General features: G+C 68.1%; 20 protein-coding genes. 7 read left to right on the top strand and 13 right to left on the bottom strand.

Features of this window, described 5'->3' with window-relative positions; genetic code table 11:
* Positions 1–141: 141 nt before the first annotated feature.
* Genes modC through ACFXP9_RS08540 form a run of 4 tightly spaced genes read right to left on the bottom strand, consistent with a single transcriptional unit; the run spans position 142 to position 3,075 of the window.
* On the bottom strand, positions 142–1,215 hold the full coding sequence (modC, locus tag ACFXP9_RS08555; protein WP_397209138.1) for a molybdenum ABC transporter ATP-binding protein: 1,074 nt from the start codon (positions 1,213–1,215) through the stop codon (positions 142–144).
* On the bottom strand, positions 1,212–1,910 hold the full coding sequence (modB, locus tag ACFXP9_RS08550) for a molybdate ABC transporter permease subunit (protein WP_397209139.1): 699 nt from the start codon (positions 1,908–1,910) through the stop codon (positions 1,212–1,214). The genes modC and modB overlap by 4 nt, the downstream gene beginning before the upstream one ends.
* Positions 1,907–2,662, bottom strand: a complete 756-nt coding sequence (gene modA, locus ACFXP9_RS08545) for a molybdate ABC transporter substrate-binding protein (protein ID WP_397209140.1) — start codon at positions 2,660–2,662, stop codon at positions 1,907–1,909. Before modA ends, modB begins: the two co-directional genes overlap by 4 nt.
* A gap of 50 nt (positions 2,663–2,712) precedes the next feature.
* A complete protein-coding gene (locus tag ACFXP9_RS08540) occupies positions 2,713–3,075 on the bottom strand; it encodes a winged helix-turn-helix domain-containing protein (RefSeq protein ID WP_397209141.1) in 363 nt (120 codons plus the stop codon).
* A gap of 127 nt (positions 3,076–3,202) precedes the next feature.
* Between ACFXP9_RS08540 and ACFXP9_RS08535 the strand changes: the two genes are divergently transcribed.
* Positions 3,203–4,384: an acetyl-CoA C-acyltransferase family protein gene (locus ACFXP9_RS08535; protein ID WP_397209142.1), complete on the top strand. Its 1,182-nt coding sequence runs from the start codon at positions 3,203–3,205 to the stop codon at positions 4,382–4,384.
* 29 nt (positions 4,385–4,413) lie between these two features.
* On the top strand, positions 4,414–4,629 hold the full coding sequence (locus ACFXP9_RS08530; RefSeq protein ID WP_397209143.1) for a hypothetical protein: 216 nt from the start codon (positions 4,414–4,416) through the stop codon (positions 4,627–4,629).
* Between the two features lie 78 nt (positions 4,630–4,707).
* On the opposite strand, the gene ACFXP9_RS08525 is transcribed toward ACFXP9_RS08530, so the two are convergent.
* The 4 genes from ACFXP9_RS08525 to ACFXP9_RS08510 all read right to left on the bottom strand — a co-directional run bounded on the left by ACFXP9_RS08525 (position 4,708) and on the right by ACFXP9_RS08510 (position 7,846).
* Positions 4,708–6,147, bottom strand: coding sequence for an ArnT family glycosyltransferase (locus ACFXP9_RS08525; protein WP_397209144.1), 1,440 nt, complete (start codon positions 6,145–6,147; stop codon positions 4,708–4,710).
* Positions 6,116–6,430, bottom strand: a complete 315-nt coding sequence (locus ACFXP9_RS08520) for a lipid-A-disaccharide synthase N-terminal domain-containing protein (RefSeq protein WP_397209145.1) — start codon at positions 6,428–6,430, stop codon at positions 6,116–6,118. The genes ACFXP9_RS08525 and ACFXP9_RS08520 overlap by 32 nt, the downstream gene beginning before the upstream one ends.
* Entirely contained in the window at positions 6,423–7,166 is a 744-nt protein-coding gene (locus ACFXP9_RS08515) for a glycosyltransferase family 2 protein (RefSeq protein ID WP_397209146.1), read from the bottom strand. Before ACFXP9_RS08515 ends, ACFXP9_RS08520 begins: the two co-directional genes overlap by 8 nt.
* 68 nt (positions 7,167–7,234) lie before the next feature.
* A complete protein-coding gene (locus ACFXP9_RS08510; RefSeq protein WP_397209147.1) occupies positions 7,235–7,846 on the bottom strand; it encodes a VUT family protein in 612 nt (203 codons plus the stop codon).
* 183 nt (positions 7,847–8,029) lie between these two features.
* On the opposite strand from ACFXP9_RS08510, the gene ACFXP9_RS08505 reads away from it, so the two are divergent.
* Positions 8,030–8,425, top strand: a complete 396-nt coding sequence (locus tag ACFXP9_RS08505) for a VOC family protein (RefSeq protein WP_397209148.1) — start codon at positions 8,030–8,032, stop codon at positions 8,423–8,425.
* Here ACFXP9_RS08505 and ACFXP9_RS08500 read toward each other — a convergent pair.
* The 5 genes from ACFXP9_RS08500 to ACFXP9_RS08480 form a co-directional block, all read right to left on the bottom strand.
* Complete coding sequence (locus ACFXP9_RS08500; RefSeq protein ID WP_397209149.1) at positions 8,377–9,036, bottom strand: helix-turn-helix domain-containing protein; 660 nt, start codon at positions 9,034–9,036, stop codon at positions 8,377–8,379. The genes ACFXP9_RS08505 and ACFXP9_RS08500 overlap by 49 nt on opposite strands.
* 82 nt (positions 9,037–9,118) lie before the next feature.
* Positions 9,119–10,042 (bottom strand): esterase-like activity of phytase family protein, encoded by a 924-nt coding sequence (locus ACFXP9_RS08495; protein ID WP_397209150.1) that lies wholly within the window; start codon positions 10,040–10,042, stop codon positions 9,119–9,121.
* A complete protein-coding gene (gene mepA, locus ACFXP9_RS08490) occupies positions 10,015–10,893 on the bottom strand; it encodes a penicillin-insensitive murein endopeptidase (RefSeq protein ID WP_397209151.1) in 879 nt (292 codons plus the stop codon). The genes ACFXP9_RS08495 and mepA overlap by 28 nt, the downstream gene beginning before the upstream one ends.
* Positions 10,890–12,248 carry an MFS transporter gene (locus tag ACFXP9_RS08485; protein WP_397209152.1) on the bottom strand — a complete coding sequence of 453 codons (1,359 nt, stop codon included), beginning with the start codon at positions 12,246–12,248 and terminating at the stop codon, positions 10,890–10,892. Before ACFXP9_RS08485 ends, mepA begins: the two co-directional genes overlap by 4 nt.
* A 69-nt stretch (positions 12,249–12,317) precedes the next feature.
* Positions 12,318–12,884, bottom strand: coding sequence for an acyl-CoA thioesterase (locus ACFXP9_RS08480; RefSeq protein ID WP_397209161.1), 567 nt, complete (start codon positions 12,882–12,884; stop codon positions 12,318–12,320).
* A gap of 257 nt (positions 12,885–13,141) precedes the next feature.
* Between ACFXP9_RS08480 and ACFXP9_RS08475 the strand changes: the two genes are divergently transcribed.
* From ACFXP9_RS08475 to msrQ, 4 genes are all read left to right on the top strand, one after another.
* Positions 13,142–13,435, top strand: a complete 294-nt coding sequence (locus tag ACFXP9_RS08475) for a YggT family protein (RefSeq protein ID WP_397209162.1) — start codon at positions 13,142–13,144, stop codon at positions 13,433–13,435.
* The gene (gene recQ, locus ACFXP9_RS08470; RefSeq protein ID WP_397209153.1) at positions 13,435–15,483 is read left to right on the top strand and encodes a DNA helicase RecQ; all 2,049 of its coding nucleotides are present in this window, start codon (positions 13,435–13,437) and stop codon (positions 15,481–15,483) included. The genes ACFXP9_RS08475 and recQ overlap by 1 nt, the downstream gene beginning before the upstream one ends.
* 126 nt (positions 15,484–15,609) lie before the next feature.
* Entirely contained in the window at positions 15,610–16,515 is a 906-nt protein-coding gene (gene msrP / locus ACFXP9_RS08465; protein ID WP_397209154.1) for a protein-methionine-sulfoxide reductase catalytic subunit MsrP, read from the top strand.
* Positions 16,515–17,114, top strand: a complete 600-nt coding sequence (msrQ, locus tag ACFXP9_RS08460) for a protein-methionine-sulfoxide reductase heme-binding subunit MsrQ (RefSeq protein ID WP_397209155.1) — start codon at positions 16,515–16,517, stop codon at positions 17,112–17,114. The genes msrP and msrQ overlap by 1 nt, the downstream gene beginning before the upstream one ends.
* The last annotated feature ends 82 nt before the right edge of the window (positions 17,115–17,196 follow it).

Raw genomic sequence — 17,196 nt, 5'->3', positions numbered from 1 at the left:
CGGCGCGGATGGCGGATTTGCGCCCCCTGTCCGGGGGCTTTGCCCATTCCCCGCGCAGTGCCCGACCGCGTTGTCAGCCACCGCTGGCGGGCGCTGGCCGCCATGCCTGTGGGGTGGCCGTGGGACCGGGCGGCGCGTGGGTCAGGCGCGGGCCAGCGCCACCGATTTGACCAGCGCGTGACAGGGCGTGCCGGGGGCCAGCGACAGGTTGCGCACCGACCTTGCCGTCACCCGCGCCAGCAGCCGTGCCTGCCCGGCGCGCAGCTGAACCAGTGCCTCGGCCGGGCTTTGCGGGGTCACGCAGATGACGGTGGCGGGCAGGGCGTTTAACGCCGACAGGCCGTCGGGGCGGTCGCGCGACAGCAAGACCTCGTGCGCGAAGATGCGCAGGGCGATGGTGGCACCTTCGGGCGGCAGGTTGCGCGATAACAGCATCGGTCCGGCCTCGGTCAGGACATGGGTCAGCCCGTCGCCGGCATCGCCGCCGATGGTGGCGCGGATCAGGGCGCCTTCCTCGCGCGGGCCAAGGGCGGGGCCAAGCACAGGGTCCGACAGCAGATCGGCCAGCGACCGGGGTGATTCGCAGTGCCCCGCCCGCATCAGCACCACCTGATCGGCCAGCCGGGCCAGTTCATCGGTGGCGTGGCTGATATACAGGATCGGCAGGCGCAGGTGGTCGCGCAGCCGTTCCAGCCATGGCAGGATACCGGACTTGCGGGCGGGGTCCAGCGCGGAAAGCGGTTCGTCCAGCACCAGCGCCGAGGGGTCGGATAACAGCGCGCGGGCAATGGCAACGCGCTGGCGTTCCCCCCCTGACAGCGCACCGGTGCGCCGGTCCAGCAGCGCGGTCAGCCCCAGCAGCGTGGTGATCCGGGCCGGGTCGGGCCGCCTTGCGCGCGGCAGGAACCGCGCCGGATAGCGCAGATTGCCCGCCACCGTCAGATGCGGAAACAGCCGCGCATCCTGAAAGACATAGCCGATGCGGCGGCGATGCGGCGCCAGATTCACCCCGCGCGCGGCATCAAACAGCACCTGCCCGCCCATGGCGATGCGCCCCGAATCAGGCCGCAACAGCCCCGCCACGGCATTGGCCACGGTGGTCTTGCCACAGCCCGACGGCCCGAACAGCGCCGTGACCTGACCCGGCTGCACCTGAAACGCGGCGTGCAGGTCCAGCCCGTCAAAGCGGTGGCGGATGTCGATCTCCAGCTTCATTGGCCGCTGACCCGTGCCTGCGCGCGCCGCGCCAACACTTCGGACAGCGCGACGGCGGTAACGGCAATGACGACGGACACCGCGACCAGCCGCAGGGCCGACCCCTCGGCCCCCGGCACTTGCAGAAAGGCATAGATCGCGGATGGCAGGGTCTGGGTCTTGCCGGGGATGTTGGACACGAAGGTGATGGTGGCGCCGAATTCGCCCATCGCCTTGGCAAAGCCAAGCACCGCCCCCGCGACCACGCCGGGCAGGATCAGCGGCAGGGTGACGGTGGCAAAGACCAGCACCCGCGGGGCGCCAAGCACCTGCGCCGCCTGTTCCAGACGCGGGTCGACGGCCTCGAACCCCAGCCGGATGGCCCGCACCATCAGCGGAAAGCCCATGATCGCGGCGGCCAGCGCCGCGCCGGTCCAGCGAAAGGCCAGCACCAGCCCCAGCGTATCGGCCAGCCAGCGCCCCAAGGGCGCATTGCGCCCAAGGCTGATCAGCAACAGATAGCCCGTCACCACCGGCGGCAGCACCAGCGGCAGGTGAATGACCGCGTTCAGCAGGCCGTGGCCCCAAAAGCGCCGCCGCGCCAGCAGCCATGCCACCACGATGGCAAAGGGCAGGCTGACCAGCGTGGCGGTGGCGGCGACCCGCAGCGACAGCGCCACCGCCTGCCATTCCTGAGGCGACAGGCCAAGCGTCATGGGGTCAGCACGGCAAAGCCCTGTGCCTCGAACACGGCGCGGGCCTGCGGGGCGGACAGGGCCTCAAGAAAGGCGGCGGCGGCGGGGTCGGCATCGGTGGTCAGCGCCGCCGGATAGGTGATCGGGTCGTGGCTGTCGGCGGGGAAGGTGGCGACCGGGTGCACCCTGGGTTCGGCACTGGCGTCGGTGGCATAGACGATGCCAAGCGGGGCCTCGCCAAGGGCGACCAGCGCCAGCGCGGCGCGCACGTTATCGGCCTGTGCGACCCTGTCCGACACCGCGCCCCACAGCCCCAGATGCGTCAGCGCCTGTTTGCCATAGACCCCGGCGGGGACGGAATCGACCATCGCCATGGCCAGCGGCCCCGCCCCCAGCCGCGCGGGCAGGTCGGGCAGGTCCACGGGCCGCGCCTGCGGGTCATGGGCGATCAGCACCAGCGTATTGCCCAACAGATCGCGGCGGCTGTCGGGCCGGATCGCGCCTGCCTTGTCCAGCGCATCCATCCAGTCGACCGAGGCCGAGATGAACAGGTCAGCCGGTGCGCCCTGTTCGATCTGGCGGGCCAGCGCCGAACTGCCGGCGTAAGAGGTGACGACCTTGTCGCCGGTCCGGGCGGTCCAGTCCGCGGCGACCTGATCCAGCGCGTTGCGCAGGCTGGCGGCGGCAAAAACGGTGATCTCGGCGGCATGGGCCGGCAGCGCCAGCAGCGCGGACAGGGCCAGACCTGCGGTCAGGCGGAACAGGGGGGGCATGGGGACCTCTTGCAGTCGATATGTTTTGCCAGACATATCCGTGACCGGGGTCATTCGTCCAGAGGCGGATTGTCGCGCAGCATCGCGTCGATGGCGCGGATCTGATCGCCGCCCTGTTCCCAGACCAGATCCTGAAGGCGGCGGTAATGGTCCAGCACCTGCTGGCCGGTCGGGGTCAGCCGCGCCCCCCCGCCCGAGGCCCCGCCCCGGCTGGATGTCACCACCGGGTCGCGAAAGGCGGTGTTCATTTCCTCGACCAGCGCCCATGCGCGGCGATAGCTCATGCCCATGGCGCGGCCCGCCGCCGAGATAGAGCCATGCGCCGCGATCTGGTCCAGCAGGTCGGCCTTGCCCGGTCCCAGTTGCAGGCGGTCGTCGAAATAAATCCGCAGCCTCAGCCGTGTGTCGCCCATATCCGGTCCCCGTGCTTGTGGCGTCATTGTGCTGACGTCGCGGCGCAAGGGCAAGCGTGGCTATGGCGTGCCCGGCGGGCCGGGCCTATGCTGGCGGCGAAGGTTTCAGGAACTTATGGGGGGAATCATGTCCGATACCGAAATCGTCATTCTGTCCGGCGCACGCACCGCGATTGGCACATTCGGCGGCGCGCTGGCCGGGGTTGCGCCGATTGATCTGGCCAGCACCGTGACCGCCGCCGCCATCGACCGCGCCGGCATTGCCGCCGACAAGATCGGCACCGTGGTGTTTGGCCATGTCATCAACACCGAGCCGCGCGACATGTATCTGTCGCGCGTTGCCATGCTGAACGCGGGTATCCCCGACACCACGCCTGCAATGAATGTCAACCGGCTGTGCGGGTCCGGGGCGCAGGCCATCGTGTCGGCGGCGCAGGCGCTGATGCTGGGTGATGCCGATTTCGCCGTGGCCGGTGGTGCCGAAAGCATGTCGCGCGCGCCCTATGCCGTGCCCTCGGCCCGGTTCGGGGCCAAGATGGGCGATGTGCAGATGCTGGACATGATGACCGGCGCGCTGACCTGCCCGATGGGCACCGGCCATATGGGCGTCACCGCCGAGAATGTCTCGGCCGAGCATGACATCAGCCGCGCCGCGCAGGACGCCTTTGCGCTGGAAAGCCAGAAGCGCGCCAAAGCGGCCATCGAGGCGGGCTATTTCAAGGATCAGATCGTCCCGGTCGAGGTCAGGACCCGCAAGGGCGCGGTGGCGTTCGACACGGACGAGCACCCCAAGGACACCAGTCTGGACAAGCTGGCCGGGCTGAAAGCGGTGTTCAAGAAGGACGGCACTGTCACGGCGGGCAATGCCAGCGGCATCAATGATGGCGCGGCGGCGCTGGTTCTGGCGCGCGCCGATGCCGCCAAAGCCGCCGGGCTGACCCCGCGCGCCCGCATTCTGGGCTATGCCGTGGCGGGGGTGCGCCCCGAGGTGATGGGCATCGGTCCGGTCCCCGCCGTTCAGGCGCTGCTGGCCAAAACCGGGCTGAGCGCCGGTGATTTCGACGTGATCGAATCGAACGAGGCCTTTGCCGCGCAGGCACTGGCGGTGAACAAGGAACTGGGGCTGGACCCGGCGAAGGTGAACCCCAATGGCGGCGCCATCGCGCTGGGCCATCCGGTCGGGGCCACCGGGGCGATCATCACCGTCAAAACCCTGTACGAGCTGGAGCGCACTGGCGGCAAGCGCGGCCTGATCACCATGTGCATCGGCGGCGGTCAGGGCATCGCCATTGCCATCGAACGGATCTGATTCCGTTCCCCAAGGATCAGCGCGCGGTCTTGCTGGCCGCGCGTTTCGTCGGCCCGGTGGTGGTGCAGCGGCTGGAAGAGGCCGGGTTCCACGATGTCACCGATCTGGCGGCGGCTGATCCCGAAGCGGTGTGCCGCGCCGTTGCCGTGGCTTTGGGCAGCAGTTGCTGGGGCGACAGCCCGCAGGCGCGGGCGGCGGTGGCCAATGCGGTGGCGGCGGCCAGGGCGGCGACCCGGCAGGGCTGATGCCCGCTGCGGCGCCGGAACATGGGTATTTGGGCAACGAAGAAGCCCCGCCCGGCACCCGTCAGGGCGGGGTTTTTGTCAGCGCAGGCAGGTGTCGGGCAGCGGTGACAGGGTCAGGGTTTTGCCGCGCCATTCGCCTTGTTGCGGGGTCAGCCGGGCGATGGGTGCCTGCGCGCAGGCCGGGGAATCGCCCGCCCCCAGCCACAGCAGCGGCCCGGTGGTGCCGGGGGGCAGCGCGTAAAGCAGCGCATAATGGCTGTTGGCCGCGCCGTTTTGCGGGGCAGCGTGGACCGGGGGCTGTGGCTGGGGCGCGGTCATCTGGTGATAGAACAGGTCCGCCAGCAGGGCGCGGTTATCGGCCACCAGCCCGGCGCCACGCCCGCGCGCGTGATCCAGCGCCCATATGCTGATCGCGCCTTGCCCGGTATAGCGCGCCATGACCGGTTTGCCATTTGGCAGGGTCAGGCCATCGGCCAGCGGCGGCAGCAGTGGCAGCGCCACGGCCAGCGCACCGTTGATTGCCAGTGCCGCGATGGCCCAAAGCCGGTGCCTCACCATCACCGCCGCGGCAAGGACGCTGCCCGCCGTATAGGCGCCCACGGCCCAGTTCGCATTCGCCCCGGCATTCAGTGCCTGAAGGGTGCAGACCACCAGCGGAGCGGCGGCGATGGCCACCAGACCGCGCATCGCCGGGGGCAGGTGGCGGGGGCGGGAAAAGGCGGCCAGCAGCGCCGCAAAGACAAGCGGTCCGGCCACCGCGAATTGTTCAGCCACAAAGCGCAGCGCCTTGTCGGCGTTCAGCGACAGGCCGTGGTAATCGGCATTTTCCGCCGTGTGCCGCATCGTGGCCATGCCGTGCTGAAGGTTCCAGACGATATTGGGCGCAAAGACCAGCACCGCCACCGCCGCCACCACCAGCGCATCGCCGGCCCGCAGCCGCCAGTCGCGACAGGCCAGCAGCGTCACGATCATGCCGGCCCCGGCAAAGGCCATGGCGTATTTCGACAAAAAGGCCAGCCCGATCGCCGCCCCCAGCGCCACCGCATTCGCCCGCCCGGCGCCGCTGGCCTGCCGGTGCCACAGCAACAGCGCCAGCGCCAGAAACATCAGCATCGGGCTGTCGGTCGAGACCAGCACCGAGGCCAGCGACACAGCAGGCAGCGTGGCATAGGTCAGCCCGGCCAGCGCCGCCGCGCCCGGTGTCGTCAGCCTGCGCGCCAGTGCCAGCAGCGCCAGTGCCGCGATGGCGTGGCAGATGGCCCATGGCGCCCGCGCCACCCATGCCGCGTCCGATCCGGTCAGGGCATTCGCGGCCCGGATCAGCCAGCCGACCATGGGCGGTTTGGAATAGGCGCCAAAGGCCATTTCCTGACCCCACAGCCAGTATTGGGCCTCGTCGACATACAGCTCCATCCGCGACAGGGGCAGCAGCGCCAGCCGCCATGCGGTCAGCGCCAGAATGGCCGCGATGGCCCACCGGATCGGGTTATTTGCCCAGGGGGCTGTTCTTGTGCGCATGGATCAGCCACAGATTGCGGATATAGATGACCGCGCCAAGGCTTTGGCCAAGGATAAACACCGGGTCGCCGCGGTGGATGGCATAGGCCAGCAGTGTCAGCCCCCCCGCCAGCGAGAAATACCAGAACGCCACCGGCACCACCGACTGGCGCGCGCGTTCCGATGCAAGCCACTGGATGACAAAGCGAAAGGTGAACATCATCTGGGCCACCAGCCCGACCATCACCCAGACCAGTTCATAGGTGGATTCGACGCTGAACGTCGTGCGCAGCCATTCAATCATCGCGCGGCTCCTCGGGCAGGGGGGTGACGGTGCGGGCGCGGGCGATCAGCCATGCCACCCCCAGCAGGTCGCGCACCCCCACCAGCGCCCGTTGCAGGTTGGTATAGTTCGACCGCCCCGCCCCGCGCGCGGCGTGGCGCACATCGACATGCGCCACCCGCCAGCCATCGCGGGCGAACAGCGCCGGCAGATAGCGGTGCTGGTGGTTAAAGAACGGCAGCGCCAGAAAGGCGTCGCGGCGAAACGCCTTCAGCCCGCATCCGGTGTCGCGCGTGGCGTCGCGCAGCATCCACGCCCGCAGCCGGTTTGCTGCTTTCGAGGCCATGCGTTTGGACCATGTATCCTGTCGCCCGACGCGCTGACCGGCGACCAGACCAAGGCGCGGGTCGGCATTCGGGGCCAGCAGCGGGGCCAGCAGGCGCGGCAACTGGTCTGGCGGGTTCTGGCCATCGCCATCCAGCGTGGCGACCAGCGGTGCCTGTGCCGCCTGCACCCCGCTGAGGATCGCCGCCGACTGGCCTCCCGGTCGCGGGTGGCGCAGCAGGCGCAGCCATGGGTGGGCGCGTTGCAGGCCCTTCAGCACCTGCACGCTGTCATCGTCGGAACCATCATCGACGACGATGACCTCGAACCGGCCAAGGGGCGCGCAGGCCTGTCCGATGCCCTGAACCAGCACGGGCAGGTTGGCGGCCTCGTTGCGCGCCGGAACGACGATCGAAAAGAGCGGTTTGGTCACGGTATCATCCCGCCTGTGGTCAGGGCCTTTGGGTCAGGGCAAAGCACAGGCGGGATGGTTTGACAAGTTCAGCCAAGCGGCGCCAGCGGCCGCAGCCGGTTCACCAGCACCCGGAACGGTGCCAGTGCCAGCATCGCCAGCGCCAGTTTGACGCCCCAGTCGGCCAGCGCCAGCGACACCCACAGCGGGGCCATCGGGCCGATGCCGACCAGCGGGACGGCCTCGTTCGCCCAGGCGACATTGTCGGCGGGGTCGATAAAGCTGAACACTGTCGCAAACGCGATCGAGAAGAACAGCACCGTGTCCAGCGCCGACCCGATCAGGGTCGAGACCAGCGGCGCGCGCCACCAGTCGGTGTGGCGCAGGCGGTCGAACACCGCCACATCGGCAAGCTGTGCGACAAGGAACGCCGTCCCCGAGGCCAGCGCGATGCGCAGCGTCGTCTGGCCGAACCCGGCGGCGACAAAGGAACACAGCACCCCCACAACGAACCCCGCCAGCACCACGCGCCGGGCCGCCCGCGCGCCATAGACGCGGTTCATCACGTCGGTGACAAGAAAGGCAAAGGGATAGGTAAAGGTGCCGCCGGTGAACCAGTTTCCGATGATGAACTGGACGAGGATATTCGAGGCCACCACAACGGCGGCCATGGCAAGAATGCCGGGCAGAAAGCGGGTCATATGATTTTTTCCGTTTTACAAGGTCGCGGAACAACTCGGCCCCGCCGGGCTTGGCGGAACGGGCGGTGCTTACGCGCGAAGGGGGGCGGCTGTCAATCGCGGCGTTCCGGCTGACGCTTTTGTTCAAGACCGGCTGCGGCGGCTGTGCCAGCATGGGGTCATCAGCAACCAGAGGGGACCGGGATGAAATTCCGCTATACCATTCTTTACGTCGCGGATGTGGCTGCGGCGCTGGATTTTTACGAACGCGCGCTGGGTCTGGCGCGGGGGTTTTTGCACGAATCGGGCGATTACGGCGAACTGGCGACCGGCGAAACGCGGCTGGCCTTTTCATCGGTCGCGCTGATGCGCCAGCTTGGCAAGGCCCCGGCGCAGGCAGACCCCGCCGCGCCGGTGTCCGAGATCGCCTTTGAAACCGGCGATGTGCGCGCGGCGCTGGACCGTGCGCTGGCGGCGGGGGCGGCGCTGGTTCAGGATGTCCGGGACGAGCCATGGGGCCAGACCACCGCCTATATCAGCGACCCCGACGGTTATCTGGTCGAGATCTGTTCCCCCGTCCAGTTGCCCAGTCCGGGCTGATCCAGCAGCCACCGCCGTTGCGGATCGGCGCGCAGGGCGGCGGGGCTTTGGCCGAACCAGCGGGTCATGGCGCGGGTCATATGCGCCTGATCGGCAAAGCCGCAATCGGCGGCGATCAGCGCCAGCGGCAGCGGCGTGGCCAGCGCCGCCGCGGCCCGCCTTGCCCGCCCCAGACCCCGCCACCAGCCGGGCGGCGGCAGCCCCAGCGCGGCGAATTGCCGTTGCAGGCTGCGCAGCGACAGCCCGACCAGCCGCGCCTGCGTGGTCAGCGGCTGGTCGGCGCGGGCGATGGCGGCGATCAGCTGCGGAAGGGCGGGGTCCGGGGACAGCGCCGCTGGCAGGATCTGCGCGGCCTGACCGGGGTCGCGGGTCAGCGCGGCAAGGGCGCTGGCCGGGGGGCATGTGCCGGGGCGCAGGCGCCAGCCGGTGATGCAGGTGCCAGCGGCCAGCGTGGTCTGACGCGGCCTGCCATCCAGCGGTGTCAGCATCACCTGCGCCGGGCGCCCCGGTGCGCGCAGAATCAGCACGTCCTGACAGCCATCGGGCAGGATCAGCGCCGGCTGGCGGGCGGTGACGGTATGGGACCACAGGGTAAAGGGCGCGTCATCCATGCTTTCCGGCCTTGTTCCCCCCCCCTTTTGCCCGTTGTTAGAGGCCCCGATCTGCCCGTTTCGGCAGCTGGCCGGGCCAGCGTCAGGGCGCGGTCTGTTGCGGTGGCTGATCCTCGCGGACGCGGTATTCCACCAGCTCGGTGCGCTGGACGAAAAAGAAATTGTCGTCCGAAATCATGGTGATGCGGATGCCCTGCGAATCGCGCCAGACCGAGATCCCTTCCAGGTTATCATAATGCAGCGGCGCGGTTTCCAGCAGCACCTGCTGGTTGACCGGCCCGTCATCGGTCATGTCAAAGCGACGCACCCGGCTGGCAAAGCCGCGGATTCCCAGAAAGTCGCGTTCCAGCACATACAGCCGGTCATCGGGACCGATATCGGCGCCGACCACCAGCCAGCGCCCGCTGCGCGGGATGGTCCATGGCTGGTCCCATTTATCGTCGCGAAAGCGCCAGACCGGGAAGGGGCGGTCGCGGGCGCCGGAATCCTCGGGGATGGTCAGCACGGTGCCATCGCGGGTGACGGCCAGCGCCTCGAGCGCGGCATTGGGGATCAGCCGGTCAAAGGCCGGGGGCGATGCGATGCGCCGGGCCGGGGCGTCGGGCGCGGGGTAAAAGGCGATGCGGTTCAGCCCCTCGAAGCTGACCCAGAAGCCGCCGTCGGGGTCCAGCGCCAGCCCCTCGGAATCGCCAAGGCGGCCGGGGGGCAGGGGGGTGCCGCCACTGTCGCGCAGCCGTGACTGGCCGGCCAGCGTCATGTCGCGGATGCGCCCCGACGGGTCGCGCCGGATGCTGCCCCAAAAGATCCGCGCCCGGTCGCTGAGGGCGTGAAAGCCGGTGCCGTCCCCGGTGATTTCCAGCCCGGAAAAGCCGCCAAAATCGGGGTTGTTCTGGGTCCAGACATAGGTGGCGATGTAATCAAGCGTGACGGCGGCTGCCGGGGCAACCGCCGTATTCAGCGCAATCAGCGCCGCCAGACCTAGCGCGCGGCAGCGATGGCGCGGCATTGGGCAGGCATTTCCGACATGCGGTAACTGCGCGGGTGGCGATAATTGGGGTCAGGCTTGACCGGCTTGACCCGGCTGGGGTCGATGCGGTTTTTGATCCATTCCGCCGCCTCGGCGCAGCCATCGCCCGGCGGCGGCGGGGTTTGCTGTTCGCAGGCGGGCGAATTGGCCGGGCAGGCCAGCCGGACGTGAAAGTGATAATCGTGGTGGTTCATCGGGCGGATCTTGCGCAGCCATGCGCGGTTGCCCTTTTCCATCTGGCACATCGCGACCTTGGCCACCGGGTCGATAAAGATGCGTTCGACGCGCGGGTCATTGGCGGCGGCGCGCAAAATCGCCATATGGCCGCCATTGAACACCCCGCTAAGCCCGGTGCCGCGCCCATCCACCACCGATTGCGACGAGATCGATTCGCGCTGACCCGCCGACAGCCGCAGCGAGGTCGGCGGCAGCACCCAGATATCGGCATCCAGCCCCAGCTGGTGGCTGGCATGGCCGGTTTTCATCACCCCGCCGCGCGGTTGCGACATATCCCCGATATACAGCCCCTGCCAGCCGGCCTGACGCGCCGCCTGTGACAGCCCGATCAGAAAGCTGACCAGTTCCGGGTGGCCCCAGTGGCGGTTGCGCGACAGGCGCATGGCCTGCCATGTCGGGCCGCTTTCGGGCAGTTGCACCAGCCCGGTCGCGCAGCCGCGGACATAGCCGCCAAAGACCTGCGCCGGTCCGGCGGTCGGGCCGGGGACCGCGCTGAACACGTCCTTGGCCAGCGGGTCGGCGGCGGCGGGCAGTGCCAGCCCAAGGGCCAGCGCGGCGGTGGGCAGAATACGGTTCAGAATGCGGCGGATCACGGCTCTTCTCCTGTTGGGTGGACCCATCTTAACAGCCACAGCGCCAGAAGAAACATCACGATCAGGGGCGAGATGCCGATTCGCTGCGATCCGCTGATGGCGGTGGCGGCGGTGATGGTGGCGGGGGCCAGAAAGGCGGTGGCCTTGCCGGACAGGGCGTAAAGGCCAAAGGCCTCGGTCGCGCGTTCGGGGGTGGTGTGGCGCACCATCAGCGTGCGCGAGGCCGCTTGCAGCGCGCCCCCCGCGCCGCCGATCAGCGCGCCAAGCCCGAACAGCATCGCATCGGGCAGGCGCGATCCGGGCGCCAGCGGCACGCCGAACAGGCTGTTGCGGTCCATCCCGACCAGCACGGTGCAGACCACGATCAGCACCAGCGTGCAGGCGATAATGACCGGTTTCGGCCCCCAGCGGCGGTCGGCGCGGCCCCCCAGCCAGCTGATGATGGCGGCGGAAATCGCGCTGACCACGCCGAACACCCCGGACAGAAATACCGGCCAGCCAAGCACCGTCCCGGCATAGACCCCGCCAAAGCCATACAGCGCATTCAGCGCATCGCGCGAAAACATCGACGACAGCAGCCATGCCGCAAGGCTGCGGCGGTTGCGCAGGCTGCGGATCAGGGACCACAGATCTGCCATTGCGCGGCGCAGGTTCAGCGGCCGGCGCGGCCCGGCGGGTTCGCGCACCCACAGAAAGAACGGCACCATGAACAGCACATACCACAGCGCCGTGAACGGCCCGACGGCGCGGGTGCCTTCGCGCAGGGCCGGGTCCAGCCCCAGAACCGGCGGAATGCCCGCCAGCGTCAGGCCGGTGGCGGGGTTTTCGGCAAACAGCGCCAGCATGATCGCCAGCGCCACCACCCCGCCCGCATAGCCAAACGCATAGCCCGAGCCAGAGACGCGCCCGATCTGGGACCGGGGGGCAAGGTCGGGCAGCAGGGCATTTGTAAAGATGGTGGCGAATTCCATCCCGATCAGGCCGATGCCGAACAAGGTCACCGCCGTCAGCAGCGGCGGCTGGTCGGGGGTCAGCACCCACAGCCCCGCCGCCCCGGCGACGTAAAAGGCCGAAAACAGCCAGATCCACGGCATCCGCCGGCCACTGGTATCGGCCACCGCGCCAAGCACCGGCGCCAGCAGCGCGATCACCACGCCCGCGACGGTCAGCCCCATGCCCCACAGGCTTTGTGCCCGTGCGCCGGCCTGCGCGGCATCGGCGCCGGTGGCGATAAAGGCGTGCTGTGCCGTCTGCGCGAAATAGATCGAGAAGATGAAGGTCAGCAGCAGCGTGGCATAGGGCTGGCTGGCCCAGTCAAAGAACCACCAGCCCCAGATGCGTTTGCGGTTCGTCATGGCACCCCCCGGTCCGCCCCCCGTCCGGCCCCTATCCGGTTCAGCGTCCTGCGGCGCCATAAGGCGGGTTCAGTCGCCCGATATCAAGGCGTTTTTCGCATCCTGCGGCACTACCGGGGGCCATGGGCGCTGGCCATCGGCCTGTATCCACGCCTGCACCCAGTCGGGCAGGTCCGGGGTCGGGTGATCAAGGGCCAGCGCATCCATCACCTGCGCTGGTGGCACGATGCCCTGATCGGATGTGCAGGCGGTGCGCAACAGCATGTGGTTACAGCATTCGCCCTTCCGCCACATCGACTGTTCCATATAGATAAAGCGGTTATCCCAGCCGATCACCCGTGACAGCATGGTAAAGCGGTGAAACATGCGGATGCGCCGGCGATAGCGGGTCGAATTGCCCGCCACGGTAAAGCCCCATTTGCACCCCTTCAGCACCGGAATAAAGCCGGTGCGTGCGATCAGCGGCAGGCGGCCAAGGTCATACAGGGTCAGGGTGCGGCCATTGTTCAGTTCGACCCAGGGGTCCAGATCCCAGGGCCAGCAGACATGGTGGGACACATGCGTGTCCAGAAGGCCGATCCGCGGGGATTTGCGGAACTTGATCATCTCTTTCGCCAGCCGGATGAAGGGATACATCGTCACCTCTTGATCTGTTCGCCACAGGTCAATCAGGCGCGGCGGGCAAGGTCAATGCGCGACGCAGGGGAAGGACGTGCCGGGGGATGTGCCGGCACCGGGCCGCGATGGCGCGGCGGTGGCGATGCCGGGCCGGGGTATTTGGGCAACGAAGAAGCCCGCGGCGCGGGCAAAAGCGCGGCGCGGCGGTTGCGCGGGACTGCGCGGTGGCTTACCTGTTCGGGCAGGAATGGAAAAGGCGCGAAGGGTCGGGCGATATGGTGACGTTGTTTCAGGCTTTGATGCTGATACTGGACATTTTATGGTTCATCATGATCGCCCATATCATCATGTCGTGGCTGATCAATTTCAACGTGCTGAACCTGCGCCAGCCGCTTGTCGCGCAGATCTGGACCGGGCTGTCCAATCTGCTTGAGCCGATCTATGCCCCGATCCGGCGGGTATTGCCGCAGACCGGCGGTCTGGATCTGGCGCCGCTGGTGGTGTTTGTGATCATCATCATCGCCAAGCAGGCGCTGGCGAATAACGCGGGCTTCTTTCTGGGCTATTGATGACGGACGCGGCCCAGACGGACCGCCTGCTGCGGCAGGTCTGGGGCTTTGACGGCTTTCGTCCCGGTCAGGCCGAGGTCGTTGATGCCGTTGCCGCAGGCCGTGACGTGCTGGCGATCATGCCCACCGGGGGCGGCAAGTCGCTGTGCTATCAGTTGCCGGCGCTGCTGCGCGAGGGCGTGACGGTGGTGATTTCGCCGCTGATCGCCCTGATGCGCGATCAGGTGCGCGCCCTGCGCGAGGCCGGGGTGGCGGCAGGCGCGCTGACCAGCGGCAATACCGAGGCCGAAACGCGCGAGGTTTACGAGGCGTTATCGGACGGGCGTATCAAGCTGTTATACATGGCGCCCGAGCGTCTGGCCTCGGGCGGGACGCTGGCGATGTTGCGGCGCGCGGGCGTGACCGCGATCGCCGTGGACGAGGCGCATTGCGTCAGCCAGTGGGGCCATGATTTCCGCCCCGATTACCTGCGTATCGGGGATCTGAAGCGCGGGCTGGGGGTGCCGCTGGCGGCCTTTACCGCCACCGCCGATCCCGAAACCCAGGCCGAGATCGTCACCCGCCTGTTCGACAGCGCCGCCCCGCAGGTGTTTCTGCGCGGCTTTGACCGGCCCAATATTCATCTGGCGTTCCAGCCCAAGGACGGGCCGCGCGCGCAGATTCTGCGCTTTGCCGAGGCGCGGCGCGGCCAGTCGGGGATCGTCTATTGCGGCACCCGCGCCAAGACCGAGGCGCTGGCCGCCGCGCTGACCGGGGCGGGCCACGCCGCCGTCGCCTATCACGGCGGGATGGAGGCCGAGGCCCGCCGCGATGTCGAAGGCCGGTTCCAGCGCGAGGACGGGCTGATCGTCGTTGCCACGGTGGCCTTCGGCATGGGCATCGACAAGCCCGACATCCGCTGGGTCGCCCATGCCGATCTGCCCAAAAGCATCGAAGCCTATTATCAGGAAATCGGCCGCGCCGGTCGCGATGGCGCCCCGGCCGAGACGCTGACCCTTTATGGCCCTGACGATATTCGCCTGCGCCGCGGGCAGGTTGACGAGGGGCTGGCCGATGCCGCCCGCAAAGAGGCCGACCACGCGCGGCTGAACGCGCTGTTGGGGCTGGCCGAGGCGACGGGCTGTCGCCGTCAGCGCCTGCTGGCCTATTTCGGTGAGGACAGCGAACCCTGCGGGAATTGCGACCTGTGCGATACCCCGCCCGAGGTTTTCGACGCCACCCAGCCGGTGCGCATGGCGCTGTCTGCGATGCTGCGCACCGGGGAATGGTTCGGCGCCGGGCATATCATTGACGTGTTGTCGGGCAATGACACCGACAAGGTGCGCGAACGCGGCCATGACCGGCTGCCGACCTTTGGCGTCGGGCGCGACCTGTCGCGCGGCGAATGGCAGGCGGTGATCCGGCAGATGATGGGTCTGGACCTGTGCCGCCCCGACCCTGCCCGGCATGGCGCGCTGCATATCACCGAGGCCGCGCATCCGGTTTTGCGCGGCGAGCGTCCCGTCACCCTGCGCCGCGATCTGGTGGCGCGGGGGCGCAAGCCCGCCGTCGTGGTGCGGGCGCAGGTTTCCGACGAGGACGCGCCGCTGTTATCGGCGCTTAAGGCCAAACGCCGCGCGCTGGCCGAGGCGGCGCGGGTGCCGGCCTATGTCATTTTTGCCGACCGCACCCTGATCGAGATGGCGGAACAGCGGCCCCGGACGCTGGATGACATGGCCCGGATCAGCGGCGTGGGGGCGAAAAAGCTGGAAAGCTATGGCGATGCGTTCTTGCAGGTGATTGCCGGTGACGTGCCGCAGATGCACCCGGCGCGGCGCCGGCTGGCCGGACAGGCGGCGGGGGCGCTGTATGACCGGCTGGCGCAGACCGCGCAGCGTTTGCAACGTGGCGAGGACGGGGCGGGCAAGGCGCTGACGCCCTCGGCCTCGCAGTTGCGGCGCATTGCGGATGCCCGGCCACAGACGCTGGACGCGATGGGCCGGTTTCTGGGCGAGGCCTATCTGGACCGCTTTGGCGCGGCGTTTCTGGATGATGTTCTGGCCGGCTGATCGCGCCGGGGTCACGCAAACGTCAACGCGTGGCCTGTAACACGGGGCGCAATGACCGCGAAAACCCTGCGAAGATGACGGGCAAGGCGACCCACCGCAAGCGCCCCGCAAGCAGGAGATAGGAAAATGAAACTTGGCTGGTCCGATGTCACCCCGCAAGCCGATTGGCTGAACCGGCGGCAAATCATGGCGGGTCTGGCGGGCGTTGCCGCGCTGGGTGCCGCGCCTGCGCTGGCACTGACGGGCAAGCCCTCGGGCTATTCAACCGATCAGAAGCCCAATAGCTTTGACGAAATTACCAATTATAACAATTTCTATGAATTCGGGACCGGCAAGGAAGACCCCGCGCGCCATGCCGGGGGGCTGACGGTCGATCCCTGGGCGGTTCAGATCGACGGCATGGTCGAACGGCCCGGCAGCTATGGCCTTGAGGACATCGCCCCTGACAGCGCGCTTGAGCAGCGCATCTATCGGCTGCGCTGTGTCGAGGCGTGGTCGATGGTGATTCCGTGGATCGGGGTGCCGCTGGCGGGGCTGCTGAACAAGGTCGGCGTGCAGCCGGGGGCGAAATATGTCGCGTTCGAGACCCTGACCCGCCCGTCCGAAATGCCCGGCCAGAAAACCGGCATCCTTGACTGGCCCTATCGCGAGGGGCTGCGGCTGGACGAGGCGATGCACCCGCTGACCCTGCTGGCGACGGGGCTGTATGACCAGCCGCTGCCGAAACAGAACGGCGCGCCGATCCGGCTGGTGGTGCCGTGGAAATATGGCTTCAAGTCGATCAAATCCATCATCCGCATCACCCTGACCGACCGCGAGCCCTTTGCGACCTGGAACCGGCTGCAACCGCGCGAATACGGCTTTTATGCCAATGTGAACCCCACCGTGGACCACCCGCGCTGGTCGCAGGCCAGTGAGCGCCCGATCGGCGGGGGCCTGTTTGCGGGCCGTAAAGAGACCCTGATGTTCAACGGCTATGCCGATCAGGTGGCCGGGCTGTATGCCGGAATGGACCTGAAGAAGAACTTCTGATGACACAAAAACTGAACGCATGGTTGCGCCGGGTTCCGGTCTGGGCGCTGTGGCTGATTGGCCTGGTGCCGCTGGCGCTGGTGGTCTGGGACACGCTGCATGGCACGCTGGGGGTCGACCCGGTCAAGGCCATCGAACACCGGCTGGGGCGCACGGCGCTGTATTTTCTGGTCGCGGGGCTGGCGGTGACGCCGCTTTTGCGATTCGGGCGCATCAACCTGATGCGCTTTCGCCGGGCGCTGGGGCTGTTGGCCTTTACCTATGCCGCGCTGCATCTGGCGTCCTGGGTGGTGCTGGATATGGGCCTGCTGTGGTCGCAGATGCTGCGCGACGTGGCCAAGCGCCCCTATCTGATCTTTGGCGCGCTGGCCTTTGTGATGCTGCTGGCGCTGGCGGTGACGTCGAACAATGCCTCGATCCGGCGTCTGGGGCGCAAATGGCGCAGCCTGCACAAGCTGGTCTATCTGGCGGTGCCGCTGGTGGTGATTCACTGGCAATGGGCGCTGAAGGTCTGGGAAGCGGCGCCGATCTTCTGGGGCGGGCTGACGGTTTTATTGTTACTGCTTCGTCTTGTTCCGCGTTCTGTGCGTGGACGGTAGTTTGGTTTTGGGAAGCGCGGTCTGTTTGGCCGCGCTTTTGCTTTTTGGGGTGTGGTGCTTCCCGGTTGGGGTGTTTTGGGTG

The sequence above is a fragment of the Paracoccus jiaweipingae genome (assembly GCF_044335505.1).
GTDB lineage: Bacteria > Pseudomonadota > Alphaproteobacteria > Rhodobacterales > Rhodobacteraceae > Paracoccus.
This window is presented reverse-complemented; position numbering and strand designations above follow the sequence as displayed.

Coding starts and splice junctions, on each gene's coding strand:
- modC (WP_397209138.1), bottom strand. CDS start 1,215: ATGAAGCTGGAGATCGACATCCGCCACCGCTTTGACGGGCTGGACCTG.
- modB (WP_397209139.1), bottom strand. CDS start 1,910: ATGACGCTTGGCCTGTCGCCTCAGGAATGGCAGGCGGTGGCGCTGTCG.
- modA (WP_397209140.1), bottom strand. CDS start 2,662: ATGCCCCCCCTGTTCCGCCTGACCGCAGGTCTGGCCCTGTCCGCGCTG.
- ACFXP9_RS08540 (WP_397209141.1), bottom strand. CDS start 3,075: ATGGGCGACACACGGCTGAGGCTGCGGATTTATTTCGACGACCGCCTG.
- ACFXP9_RS08535 (WP_397209142.1), top strand. CDS start 3,203: ATGTCCGATACCGAAATCGTCATTCTGTCCGGCGCACGCACCGCGATT.
- ACFXP9_RS08525 (WP_397209144.1), bottom strand. CDS start 6,147: ATGCGCACAAGAACAGCCCCCTGGGCAAATAACCCGATCCGGTGGGCC.
- ACFXP9_RS08520 (WP_397209145.1), bottom strand. CDS start 6,430: ATGATTGAATGGCTGCGCACGACGTTCAGCGTCGAATCCACCTATGAA.
- ACFXP9_RS08510 (WP_397209147.1), bottom strand. CDS start 7,846: ATGACCCGCTTTCTGCCCGGCATTCTTGCCATGGCCGCCGTTGTGGTG.
- ACFXP9_RS08505 (WP_397209148.1), top strand. CDS start 8,030: ATGAAATTCCGCTATACCATTCTTTACGTCGCGGATGTGGCTGCGGCG.
- ACFXP9_RS08500 (WP_397209149.1), bottom strand. CDS start 9,036: ATGGATGACGCGCCCTTTACCCTGTGGTCCCATACCGTCACCGCCCGC.
- ACFXP9_RS08495 (WP_397209150.1), bottom strand. CDS start 10,042: ATGCCGCGCCATCGCTGCCGCGCGCTAGGTCTGGCGGCGCTGATTGCG.
- ACFXP9_RS08485 (WP_397209152.1), bottom strand. CDS start 12,248: ATGACGAACCGCAAACGCATCTGGGGCTGGTGGTTCTTTGACTGGGCC.
- ACFXP9_RS08480 (WP_397209161.1), bottom strand. CDS start 12,884: ATGTATCCCTTCATCCGGCTGGCGAAAGAGATGATCAAGTTCCGCAAA.
- ACFXP9_RS08475 (WP_397209162.1), top strand. CDS start 13,142: ATGGTGACGTTGTTTCAGGCTTTGATGCTGATACTGGACATTTTATGG.
- recQ (WP_397209153.1), top strand. CDS start 13,435: ATGACGGACGCGGCCCAGACGGACCGCCTGCTGCGGCAGGTCTGGGGC.
- msrP (WP_397209154.1), top strand. CDS start 15,610: ATGAAACTTGGCTGGTCCGATGTCACCCCGCAAGCCGATTGGCTGAAC.
- msrQ (WP_397209155.1), top strand. CDS start 16,515: ATGACACAAAAACTGAACGCATGGTTGCGCCGGGTTCCGGTCTGGGCG.